This is a genomic window from Saccharopolyspora sp. NPDC002686, assembly GCF_040295745.1.
GTDB classification, from domain to species: domain Bacteria; phylum Actinomycetota; class Actinomycetes; order Mycobacteriales; family Pseudonocardiaceae; genus Saccharopolyspora; species Saccharopolyspora oryzae.
The window spans coordinates 1-11476 of the sequence record NZ_JBEOVY010000258.1; the positions used below are offsets into that span (position 1 = coordinate 1).

The 11476-nt window shown below is 70.8% G+C and carries 8 protein-coding genes and 1 pseudogene; 3 read left to right on the forward strand and 6 right to left on the reverse strand.

Going from position 1 to position 11476, the window contains the following annotated elements; all coding sequences use genetic code 11:
• From ABTZ89_RS38985 to ABTZ89_RS27660, 4 genes and pseudogenes are all read right to left on the reverse strand, one after another.
• A pseudogene (locus tag ABTZ89_RS38985) lies at window positions 1-120 on the reverse strand (dihydroxyacetone kinase subunit DhaK); the annotation flags it as partial.
• Window positions 113-1330 carry an acyl-CoA dehydrogenase family protein gene (locus ABTZ89_RS27650; protein WP_351049997.1) on the reverse strand — a complete coding sequence of 406 codons (1218 nt, stop codon included), beginning with the start codon at window positions 1328-1330 and terminating at the stop codon, window positions 113-115. The gene ABTZ89_RS27650 and the pseudogene ABTZ89_RS38985, both read right to left, overlap by 8 nt.
• Window positions 1331-1352: 22 nt before the next feature.
• Window positions 1353-2486 carry a dimethylsulfone monooxygenase SfnG gene (sfnG, locus tag ABTZ89_RS27655; protein ID WP_351050000.1) on the reverse strand — a complete coding sequence of 378 codons (1134 nt, stop codon included), beginning with the start codon at window positions 2484-2486 and terminating at the stop codon, window positions 1353-1355.
• Window positions 2487-2835: 349 nt separating this feature from the next.
• Window positions 2836-4005, reverse strand: coding sequence for an LLM class flavin-dependent oxidoreductase (locus ABTZ89_RS27660; RefSeq protein ID WP_351050003.1), 1170 nt, complete (start codon window positions 4003-4005; stop codon window positions 2836-2838).
• A 533-nt stretch (window positions 4006-4538) separates the two neighbouring features.
• On the opposite strand from ABTZ89_RS27660, the gene ABTZ89_RS27665 reads away from it, so the two are divergent.
• Window positions 4539-5957 (forward strand): MFS transporter, encoded by a 1419-nt coding sequence (locus ABTZ89_RS27665; protein ID WP_351050005.1) that lies wholly within the window; start codon window positions 4539-4541, stop codon window positions 5955-5957.
• Here the strand turns inward: ABTZ89_RS27665 and ABTZ89_RS27670 are convergent.
• Both ABTZ89_RS27670 and ABTZ89_RS27675 read right to left on the reverse strand, forming a co-directional pair.
• Window positions 5876-7024: an acyl-CoA dehydrogenase family protein gene (locus ABTZ89_RS27670; RefSeq protein WP_351050008.1), complete on the reverse strand. Its 1149-nt coding sequence runs from the start codon at window positions 7022-7024 to the stop codon at window positions 5876-5878. The two genes, ABTZ89_RS27665 and ABTZ89_RS27670, sit on opposite strands and share 82 nt — an antisense overlap.
• Window positions 7025-7035: 11 nt before the next feature.
• On the reverse strand, window positions 7036-8235 hold the full coding sequence (locus ABTZ89_RS27675) for an SfnB family sulfur acquisition oxidoreductase (RefSeq protein WP_351050010.1): 1200 nt from the start codon (window positions 8233-8235) through the stop codon (window positions 7036-7038).
• Window positions 8236-8528: 293 nt separating this feature from the next.
• Here ABTZ89_RS27675 and ABTZ89_RS27680 point away from each other — a divergent pair, with 293 nt between their 5' ends.
• Window positions 8529-10817, forward strand: coding sequence for a molybdopterin-dependent oxidoreductase (locus ABTZ89_RS27680; RefSeq protein WP_351050012.1), 2289 nt, complete (start codon window positions 8529-8531; stop codon window positions 10815-10817).
• Between the two features lie 211 nt (window positions 10818-11028).
• A partial coding sequence (locus ABTZ89_RS27685; protein WP_351050015.1) for a lytic polysaccharide monooxygenase auxiliary activity family 9 protein occupies window positions 11029-11476 on the forward strand: 448 nt, incomplete at its 3' end.

Consider the following 11476-nt stretch of genomic DNA (forward strand, 5'->3'; position numbering starts at 1 on the left):
GCCCATCGAGCGCACCTGCGCCACGACCCGCCTGGCCAGCTCCTCGCAGCGGTCCAGGTCAGCGCCCTGCTCGGCCGCTGCGCCGACGATCTTCTGTCCCCCGCCGCGGCGGTCAGGTGTACCAAGTGGGTTCGGGCAGTTCGCCGAGCAGCGCGTAGCGCCCGACCTCCACCCGCTTGTAGGCGACGGGATCGTGCAGGCTGTGCGTGCGCAGGTTCCGCCAGTAGATGTCCAGGCCGACCGAGCTGGCCGTCGCCCGGGCGCCGGTCACCTCGAAGATCCGGGTGCTGACCTCCAGCCCGGTGTCGATGATGCGCTGCTTGGCCGCCGCGATGAGCACGGCCGCCTCGCCCCGCTGCTCGGGGGTCAGCGTCTCCCGCTCGGCGTGCAGCAGCGCGGACAGCTGCGCGTTGGCCTTGTCGATCAGCGCTTCGGCGGCCCACAGCTTGGCCTGGAGGTCACCGTAGGCGTCGAGGACGTAGAACTCCTCCGTCGCGGACTCCTTGTTGTCCCCGCCGTAGGGCCAGGGGCGGGTGTGCTGGGCGGTGTAGGACAGGCCTGCCTCCAGCGCGGCCTGCGCGATGCCGAGATAGAAGTTGGCGAACACCAGCTGGATCGTCGGCACGTTCAGCGTGTTGTAGGTCAGCGCCTGGAACTGCTTGTCCACGTACCCCGCCGCCGAGGACCACGGCACCCGCACGTCCTCGACGAGCACGCTGCCGGACTCGGTCAGCCGCTGGCCCAGGTTGTCCCAGTCGTCGCCGAAGGTGATGCCGTCCTGATCGGACGGGACGATCGCGAACACGTGCTCGCCGCTGTTGTCCAGCACACCTTCCAGCACCGTCAGATCGGAGACCTTGCTGCCGGTGGAGAAGGACTTCTTACCGCGGAACACCAGCACGTCACCTTCGTCGGCGATGACCAGGTCGTCGTCGCGCGGGTTGACCGCGCCGCCGAAGAAGAAGTTGTTGGCGGTGTACAGCTGCTCGACCGCGGCGATCTGCTCCGGGGTGCCGACCAGCCGCGCCGCCCACGCCCACAGGTAGTGGTAGCCGAGCAGCTGCCCGATCGAGCCGTCGCCCTTGGCGACCTCGCGGACGACCCGGTAGGCGGTCTCCCAGGACTCCCCCGCCCCGCCGTGCTCCTTCGGGCCGAGCAGCGTGACGAGCCCGGAGTCCTTGAGCAGCCCCACCTCCGCGTGCGGGGTGCGGTTGGCCCGGTCCCGCTCGACCGCGTCGGTCGCCAGGACGGCCGCGACCTCCTTGGCCCGCGCTGTCCAGCCCTCGGCGGTGGTCGGGCGTGCGTCGTCGTTCCAGTTCTTGGTGGTCATGGTGGTGCCCCTTTCCCGATGGTCAACGAGCGTTGCCGACGCCGATGGGGTCGCCGGTGCGGTCGAGTTCGGCTTCGAGTTCGCGGACGATCGGCAGCACGTGCCGCCCGAAGTGCTCGACGTCGTCGAGGTAGTGCAGGAAACCGAGCAGCAGGAGATTCGCGCCGCGCTTCTTGTACTCGACGATGCGGTGCGCGATCTGCTCCGGGGTGCCGATCAGCCCGGTGCGGAAACCGTCGTTGTACTGCACGAGATCGGCGAATTGCGAGTCCGCCCACATGCCCTTGCCGTCCGAAGTGGACTTCCCGGCCTGGCGGACTGCGGCGCGGAAGCCCTCCACGGCCTCCACGTCGGCCTTGTCGATGATCTCGCGCAGCACGTCGCGCGCCTGCGCCTCGGTGTCGCGGGCGATCAGGAAGCCGTTCAGCCCGAACCGGACGGTGCGGCCATGCTCGGCGGCGACGGCCCGGACGTCGGCGACCTGCTCGGCGAAGCCGTCGAAGTCCTTGCCGTTGCTGAAGTACCAGTCGGAGACCCGCCCGGCAACCTGCCGCGCTGCGGTCGAGTTCCCGCCCTGGAAGATCTCCGGGTGCGGGCGGCCGGACACCGGGTGGGGTTGCGGGCGCAGGCTGAAGTCGTGGATGCGGTAGAAGTCGCCGGTGAAGTCGAAGTTCGGCTGCGTCCACAGGCCGCGCAGCACCCGGATGAACTCCTCCGTGCGCCGGTAGCGCTCGTCGTGCTCCAGCCACGGTTCGCCGAGCCCGGTGAACTCGTCCTTGAACCAGCCGCTGACGATGTTCACCGCGAAGCGGCCCTGGGACAGGATGTCGGCGGTGATGCCGAACTTGGCGAGGATCGCCGGGTGCCACAACCCCGGGTGCGCGGCGACGATGAGCTTCAGCCGCTCGGTGGCCAGCAGCAGCCCGAGGCTGAACGCGGCCGGGTCGTGCTGCTGCGCGGCGCCGTAGCTGGAGGCGTAGCGCACCTGGCTGAGCGCGTAGTCGAACCCGCTGCGCTCGGCGAGCACGGCGAGTTCCTTGTTGTAGTTGAAACCGAATTCTGTTCGCTGTTCGATCGTGCTGGTGACCAGGCCACCGCTGACGTTGGGCACCCAGTAGGCGAACTTCAGCGGTTCGGCGCGGTGTGCATCGGACATGCTCGTCTCCCGTTGCGCATGGTGCGGCACTGCCGGAAGGCGCGCTCGGTCGGCGCGGAATACGGTTCCGGCAGTGGAAAAAAGGGGAATGGCGGGCGCGCTTCTAGCGCGGCCGGGAATGCTTAGGAGATCAGAAGTCGAGACAGGACTGCGCGCCGACGCGAGCGAGGTCGACGTGGCGGCGCTTGGTCAGCCGGTCTGCGAAGAACACGATTCAATGCCACCAAAGACGGGCAGGGGTGTCAACGGAAGCGGCGAACTTCCCAGTCTCCGGAAACTGTCCTCTTAGGACGAGAAAGACCGCGAGCCCTCCGGGAGGGCTCGCGGTCGCGCACGACGGGAAGAACGGTCAGGACGCCGCAGCGGGCTCCCGCGCCCCGCCCGCGAACGGGATGCTCGCCGGAGCGCCGTCCGCGGCCCCGGCGGGGTGCCGCCACAGGCCCTTGCGCTCGAGGATCGGCAGGACTCCTTCGCCGAACCAGTACGCCTCCTCCAGGTGCGGGTGCCCGGAGAGGACGAACTCGTCGATGCCGAGCGCGTGGTACTCCTCGATCCGCTCGGCCACCTCGGCGTGGCTGCCGACCAGCGCGGTTCCGGCTCCGCCGCGGACCAGGCCGACGCCCGCCCACAGGTTCGGGTAGATCTCCAGGTCCGCCGTCGATCCGCCGTGCAGGTCGAGCATCCGCCGCTGGCCGACGGATTCGCTGCGCGCCAGCCCTTCCTGCACCCGCGAGATGGTCGCCGGGTCCAGCGCGTCCAGCAGCCGCTGGGCCTCCGCCCAGGCCTGCTCGCTGGTGTCGCGGCTGATCACGTGCAGCCGGATCCCGAAGCGCACGGTGCGGCCCTGCTCGGCGGCCAGCCCGCGGATCCACTGGATCTTCTCCGCGACCTTGTGCGGCGGTTCGCCCCAGGTCAGGTACACGTCGGAGTGGTTGGCGGCGACGGTTCCGGCCGCCGGCGACGAGCCGCCGAAGTACAGCGGCGGCACCGGGTCCGGGGTCCTGGTCAGCTCGGCGCCCTCGACGTGGACGTGCTCGCCCTCGAAGTCGACCCGCTCACCCCGCCACAGCGCCCGCACGACGTGCAGGAACTCGTCGCACCGGGCGTAGCGGGCGTCCTTGTCCAGGAAGTCGCCGTAGGCGCGCTGCTCGGTGCTCTCGCCGCCGGTCACCACGTTGAGCAGCAGGCGCTGCCCGGAGTGGCGCTGGTACGTCGCGGCCATCTGCGCGGCCAGGGTCGGCGACAGCAGACCGGGCCGGAACGCGACCAGGAACTTCAGCCGCTCGGTGACCTCGGCCAGCATCGCGGTGGACAGCCAGGCGTCCTCGCACCAGGCCCCGGTCGGCGTCAGCGCACCCTCGAACCCGAGCTGTTCGGCGCTGCGGGCGATCTGGCCGAGGTAGGCCAGCGTCGCCGGGCGGGATCCCGAGGCGGTTGTGGTGGCCACGCCGTGCCCACCGCCGACGAGGTACCGGCTGTCGCCGTAGGTGGGCAGGAACCAGTGGAACGTCAAAGACATCTGTCACTCCAGGAGAAGCGGGGCCGACCCAGCTCGTGGTCGCGGACCCGGACGTGTCCGTTGTGGACGGAAGGCGGGAACCCGCCGTGCGGACTGCGGGAGGGGGGGGGAAACCAGGTCAGGGACGACACGCCTGCGCCGACACGCGGTGGAAGTCCACGTGCCGACGCCTGGTGAACAGCGCCACGCCTCGCACGGCTCAATCGCAGCAAAGCCGCATCGGACGTGTCAACCGGCGCTCGGGCCATCCCACCTGGCGGACTTCCGGGCGGCGATCCCGGTCACCGGGACGCATTGACACCGTCTCGACCACCTCCATAGCGTCGCCGTGTGCTCCGACCGGTGCTGCTGACCTGCCGCCCCCACGTGGACCTCCTGCGCGTGGTGTCCGCGGCTTGTGCCGCCTCCTGATCCACCAATCGGTCCCCTCGGAACACCGCCCCTGCTCCAGCGCGCCTCGGCGTGCTCGATCTTGGACGGCCGCAGTTCCGCCCCGCTCCGGCCTCGAAAGGCCATCCCCCAGGAGGCAGCAGATGACTGCGAGCCCGCTCGTCGACGCGTCCGGCACCCGGCAGGTGCCGGACAAGGACGTCCGCACGGTGATCACGTCCAGCCTGATCGGCACCACCGTCGAGTGGTACGACTTCTTCCTCTACAGCACCGCCGCCGGGCTGGTCTTCGACAAGCTGTTCTTCCCCACCGACAACCCGACGGTGTCGACGGTGCTGGCCTTCGCGACGTTCTTCGTCGGATTCGTCGCCCGTCCGCTCGGCGGAGTCCTTTTCGGACACATCGGCGACCGGATCGGCCGCAAGCGCACGCTGGTGACCACGATGCTGCTGATGGGCGTGGCCACCGCGCTCATGGGCGCTTTGCCCACCTACGAGGACATCGGTCTGCTCGCCCCGCTCCTGCTGGTGCTGCTGCGCGTGGTGCAGGGCTTGGCGATCGGCGGCGAGTGGGCGGGAGCCGTGCTCATGGCGGTGGAGTACGCGCCGAACGGCAAGCAGGCCCGCTACGGCGCGTGGCCGCAGGTCGGTCTGGCGCTGGGGCTGGGCCTGGGCACGGGGTTGTTCGCGCTGCTCGGCAACGTGCTCAGCGACGAGCAGTTCCTCGGCTACGGCTGGCGGATCGCGTTCGGGCTCAGCATCGTGCTGGTGTTCATCGGCCTGGTGATCCGCCTGCGGGTGGCCGAAACGCCCGCGTTCGAGCAGATGCGCGCGGCGCGGCAAACCTCTCGAGCCCCGTTCCTCGACCTCTTCCGCGACCGCACCTCCCGGCGCAACACGCTGCTCGGGCTGCTCTCCCGCTGGGCCGAAGGCGCTGCCTTCAACACCTGGGCCGTGTTCTTCCTGGCCTACGCAACCACGACGCTCGACCTGCCGCGCACCGATGTCCTCGTCGCCGTGATGGTCGCGTCGGTCGTGCTGGCCGTGCTCATCCCGGTGTTCGGCCGGCTCGCCGACCGGTGGACGCCCCGCCGCACCTACGCGGTCGGAGCGGCGCTGTTCGCGGCATCCGTCTTCCCGGCGTTCCTCGCGTTCCAGACCCGCAACCCGCTGCTGATCGGGATCGTGATCGTGCTGGTCCTGGGAGTCGTCCACGCGGTGCTCTACGCCCCGCAGGGCACGCTGTACGCGCAGCTGGCGCCGGTGCAGCTGCGCTACACCGGGATGTCGTTCGTCTACCAGTTCTCCGGCATCTACGCCTCCGGCCTCACGCCCATGGGTCATCACCGCGCTCCTGGCCGCGGGCGGTTCGCCCTGGTGGGCCTGCGCGTACCTCGTGGCCGCCGGTCTCATCGGCGCGGTCGCGACCCTGGCGTTGCGCCCGCGCGATCTGCACTTCGGGCGCAACGCCTCCTGAGCCGTCAGGCGGGTGCTGCCGTGGTCCAGCCGAACACCGGGAGGGCGCCGTTGATCGCGTGGTCGCCGACCGAGCGGGACTTGTAGATCAGCGGGTTGTGCGCGGTGAGCGTGCGGGCGTTGCGCCAATGGCGGTCGAGCCGTCGCGACTCGCTGACCACCGATGCGCCGCCGACCTCGAACAGTTCCGCCGCGGCCCGCAGGACGGTGTCGGCGATGGCCACTTGGGCCTTGGCCACGTCGTTCTCGGCGGTGATGACGTCGTCCTGCGCTCGGCCCACCGAGGCGACTGCGGCCTCCAGCGTCGCCTGCGCGGCGAACGCGGCGCTGTGGACCTTGCCGACCACTTGCTGGACCAGCGGGTCGTCCTTGGGCAGCGGCGCGCTGGCGTGGCTGTACGAACGGTTGCGCTGCTGCACGAACCGGGTGGCGTCCCGCGCCGCGGCCCGCGCGACGCCCACGAGGGACGCGAGCAGCACGAGCTGCGCCAACGCGGTGTGCGGTCCCGGGCCCGGGTCCCACGGCACGACGTGCGCGGGGTCGACCTCGACGTCGGTGAACTCCACCGTGCCGCTGGCGGTGGTCCGCTGCCCGAAGCCGTCCCAGTCGTCGTGCTGGACGATCCCGGCAGCCTCGGCCGGAACCCTGGCCACGACCAGCTCGCCCGGTGCCCGTTCGGCCCGCACGGTCAGCCAGTCCGCGAACAGGCTGCCGGTCGAGTAGTACTTGGTGCCGTTGAGCACCAGCCGCCCGTCCTGCTCCGACAACCGGGTGTTCAGGCGCCCCACCTCGTGCGACCCGCGTTCGCTGATCGCGTTGCCGACCAGCACCCCGCCTGCGACCAGCCGCAGCCACTCGTCGCGTGCGGTCGAGGGCGGTTGCCGCAGTTGTTCCTCGACGAACAGGACGTGCGGGCGCAGCGCCTGCGGCAGGTTGGAGTCCGCCTCGCCCAGCTCGACCAGCAGGCCGAACAGCTCGTCCAGCCCGGCCCCGGCGCCGCCGAGGTGCTGCGGAACCCGCAGCGCGCCGAATCCGGACGCCCGCAGCCAGCCCACCTCCTCGTGCGGCAGGCGGCGCTGCTGCTCGCGGTCCACCGCGCCTTCGGCGATCCGCTCGAACACCGGGCGGAACTTCGCCGCCAGATCCGTTGGCACCGCGGTCCTCCTCAGACGATTCCGTTGCGCGGCGGGCGGATCCCGTTGAGCGCGTAGTTGCCGAGGTGCTGGACCTTCCACCGGCGCGGATCGTGCAGCGTGTGCGTGCGGGCGTTGCGCCAGTGCCGGTCGAGGTTGCGGCCCGTCCGCGCCGCCCGGGCGCCGATGAGCGCGAAGATCTCGCTGGACACCGACACCGCGGCCTCGTCGGCTTGCGCGCGGACTGCGGCCACCGCGATCGAGGCCTCCGCCGCCTTGGCCTCGGCGTCGTCGGCTTCCGAGTCGAGCGCGCGCCGTGCGTCGTCGAGCGCATCTCCCGCTTCGGCCAGCAACGCACCGGCCGCGCGGACCCGCAGCGCGAGCTCACCGAACCGCTGCACCACCAGCGGCTCATCGGCGGTGCGCTCGACACCGGCCTCCCACCAGGGCCGGCTCAGCTCTCGGACCGCCTCGCCACCGTCACTCAGGGCCGCGTCGGCGATGCCGACGTCGATCGCGGCGTGCAGGTACTGGCCGAACGCTCCGAAGATCTCGGGCCCGTCGAAGGTCCGGTAGTGCGGCACGACCCGCTCCGCCGGCACGTGGACGTCGTCCAGCAGCACCGTTCCGCTGGCGGTCGTGCGCTGCCCGATGCCGTCCCAGTCGTCCAGCACCGCCAGGCCGTCGGCCCCGGACGGCACGAACGCCGCGTTGACCCGGTCTTCCCCGTCGATGGCGAACACCGGGATCCAGTGCGCGAACAGGGCGCCGGTGGTGTAGTTCTTCGTCCCGCTGATGCGGAAGTCACCGCCCGGCTGTTCGACGAGCTTCGTCTCGAACGCGTGCGCGTTCTTCGCGCCCGCCTCGGCCAAGGCGTTGCCGAGCCGCTTGCCGGCGAGGACTTCGGCGTGGAAGAAGGTCAGCTGCCGCTCGGTGGCGTTGTGGCGGAGCACGTCGAGGAAGAAGAAGTGGTTCTGCGGGATCTGGCCGATGCTCGAGTCCCCGGCTGCGAGCAGGCGGAAGACGCCACCCAAAGTCCGGTACGACACCTCCGCCCCGCCGTGCCTCCTGGGCACGGTGATGCCCAGCAGGCCGCTCCGCGACAGCTCGTCCAGCTCGTCCTCCGGCAGGATCCGCTGCGCATCCCGCTGCGACGCGCCTTCGGCGAACCGCTCCCCCAGCCGGGCGGCGACGGCGAGCGCCTCCGCGTCGTCGGCGATGACGTTGACCATCGAACTCCTCAACCATCCGGCGAAACACCAAGTGCACCAACAGTTCCGGACCCGGACACTACCCGTGGCGAACTCCCGCTCAAGCCCGTTCCAGATGGTGGTCAACGCATATTCCGTCCTCTGTGGACTCCTTATTTCACGACGGTTAAGAAAAAATCACAACGATCCACAGAGGACTCCGGCTGCCACGGGAACCGCAGTTCCAATTTGAAACTCCGGTCCTCCGGAATTTCAGGTTCTCCGGACGTCGGGTTATGGTGCAGTGGGTTGGACGCCCGCCACAGGAGGACCAGATGACCGCCGAACGGACGTGGCTGCCGAGCAGCTCGCACTGGGGCGCGTTCCGCGCCGCGACCGACGCCGACGGCACCCTCCACGTCGAGCCGCACCCCGCGGACCCCGCGCCGTCGCCGCTGCTGGGCAACGTGCCGGGCACCGTTCGGCACCGCACGCGCGTCCAGCGGCCCGCGATCCGCCGCGGCTGGCTGGACGACGGCCCCGGTCCGACCGACGCGCGCGGCGACGAGGAGTTCGTCGAGGTCTCCTGGGACACCGCGCTGGACCTGGTCGCCGAGCAGCTGGACCGCACCCGCCGCGAGCACGGCAACGAGGCGATCTTCGGCGGTTCCTACGGCTGGTCCAGCGCCGGGCGGTTCCACCACGCGCAGAGCCAGCTGCACCGGTTCCACAACACCATCGGCGGGTACACGGCTTCGCGCAACAACTACAGCTTCGGCACCTCCCAAGCGCTGCTGCCGCACCTCATCGGCAGCACCGGCGTGCTGCTGGACCACGCCGACAGCTGGCAGACCCTCCGCGAGCACACCGATCTCGTGGTCGCCTTCGGCGGGTTGCCCGGCAAGAACCTCTCGATCGCCTCCGGCGGTATCACCCGGCACACCGGGTCCGCCGCGCTGCGCGACCTGGGCACCGACCTGGTGGTGATCAGCCCGCTCGCCGACGACATCCCGACGGGGTCCGGCGCGACCTGGCTTCCGGTCGAACCCGGCACCGACGTCGCCCTCCAGCTCGGACTGGCCCACACCCTGCTCACCGGCGGGCACCACGACCAGGAGTTCCTGGACCGCTGCTGCACCGGCTTCGACGTCTTCGCCGACTACCTGCGCGGCGAGCACGACGGGACCCCGAAGTCCGCCGAATGGGCCGCCGCGATCTGCGGGATCGCCGCCGCCGACATCCGCGCCCTGGCCGCGAGGATGACCGCCGGGCGCACGCTGATCACGGTCTCGTGGTCGTTGCAGCGCACCGAGCACGGTGAGCAGCCGGTGTGGGCGGGCCTGGCGCTGGCCGCGATGCTCGGCCAGATCGGCCTCCCGGGCGGCGGTTTCGGGCACGGCTACGGTTCGATGGCCAGCATCGGCGACGACGCCCCGGCGCTGCGGCTGCCCACGCTGCCGATGGGGCACAACCCGGTCCCGACGTTCATCCCGGTGGCCCGCATCGCCGACCTGCTGCTCAACCCCGGGCAGCAGTACGACTACGACGGGCAGCGCCTGACCTACCCCGACATCCGGCTGGTGCACTGGGCCGGCGGGAACCCGTTCCACCACCACCAGGACCTCAACCGGCTGCGGCAGGCGTTCGGCCGCCCGGACACCGTCGTCGTGCAGGAAACGCACTGGACGGCGACCGCGCGCCACGCCGACGTGGTCCTGCCGGCGACCGTCGCGCTGGAGCGGGAGGACGTCGGCGCCGGATACCGCGACAGCCACCTGATCGCCATGCACCAGGTGCTGGAGCCCTTCGGCGAGGCCCGCAACGACTACGACATCCTCGCCGGTCTCGCCCAGCGGCTGGGCGTGCACGAGGAGTTCACGCAAGGCCGCACGCCCCGCGAGTGGCTGGTGCACCTCTACGACCAGTGGCGCGGCAACCTGGCCGCGAAGGGCCACGACATCCCGCCGTTCGCCGAGTTCTGGGCGGCCGGCGACCTGCAGATGCCGGACGTGCGCCCGCAGGCACCGCTCCGGGCGTTCCGCGCCGACCCTCAGCGGAACCCGCTGCGCACGCCGAGCGGCCGGATCGAGCTGTTCTCCGAGACGATCGAGTCCTTCGGCTACCCGGACTGCCCCGGCCACCCGGTCTGGCTGCCCCCGCAGCAGCAGCGCGGCGGGCCGCTGCACCTGATCGCCAACCAGCCCGCGACCCGGCTGCACGGGCAGGGCGACGTGGGCGCGCTCAGCCAGCAGGCCAAGGTCGCGGGGCGGGAGGCGATCCGGATCCACCCGCGGGACGCCGCCGCGCGGGGCATCTCCGACGGTGACGTGGTCCGGGTGTTCAACCACCTCGGCGCTTGCCTGGCCGGAGCGCGCGTGACCGAGGACGTCCGGCCCGGCGTGGTCGTGCTGCCCACCGGCGCGTGGTTCGACCCGCAGCCCGATCCGGCGCGACCGGGCGAAACCCTCTGCGCGCACGGCAATCCCAACGTGCTCACCGCCGATGTGCCGTCTTCCCGGCTTTCCCAGGGATGTTCCGGGCAGCACGCCTACGTCGAGGTCGAACTCCACACCGGTCCGGTACCCGAACTGCGCTGCAGCACACCACCGCTGGCCGATTCCTGATCGCAGGACTCATTTCCCGTGCGCGTGAACCGATTTCCGCGCCACCGCAGCGGTTTTGCCGTGACCAGTTCGCCGAGTGGTCCTGGTCCGTTGCGGTGAGGCGGTTTCGCGAGCGTTGACCGGCTCCCGCCCCGCTCAGTATGGTCCAGACCACACTTCGGGGGGCTCGCTCGGCCGGGACCAACCCGGCCGGATCGACGAGGGAGTCGACATGGAATCGAAGCGCAAGCTCGCCGCGATGGCGGTCGGCGCAGCGATCGCCCCGGTCCTGGTGGCCATCCCCACCGGGACGGCCGGTGCGCACGGCTACATCGACGCACCACCCAGCCGCCAGGCCCAGTGCGCGGCCGGCACCGTCCCGTGCGGGGAGATCAAGTGGGAACCGCAGAGCGTCGAGGGCCCCAAAGGCCTGACCAGCTGCAGCGGCGGCAACGAACGCTTCGCCGACCTCGACGACGAAAGCAAGGGCTGGACGGCCACCAAGGTCGGCAACTCGGTGAACTTCCACTGGACGATCGAAGCCAACCACGCCACCACCACCTGGGAGTACTTCATCGGCGGCAACCGAGTGGCGGTCTTCGACGACGGCGGCGCCCAGCCGCCGCACGAGTTGTCGCACACCGTCGACCTCGGTGGCGTCAGCGGCAAGCAGAAGCTGC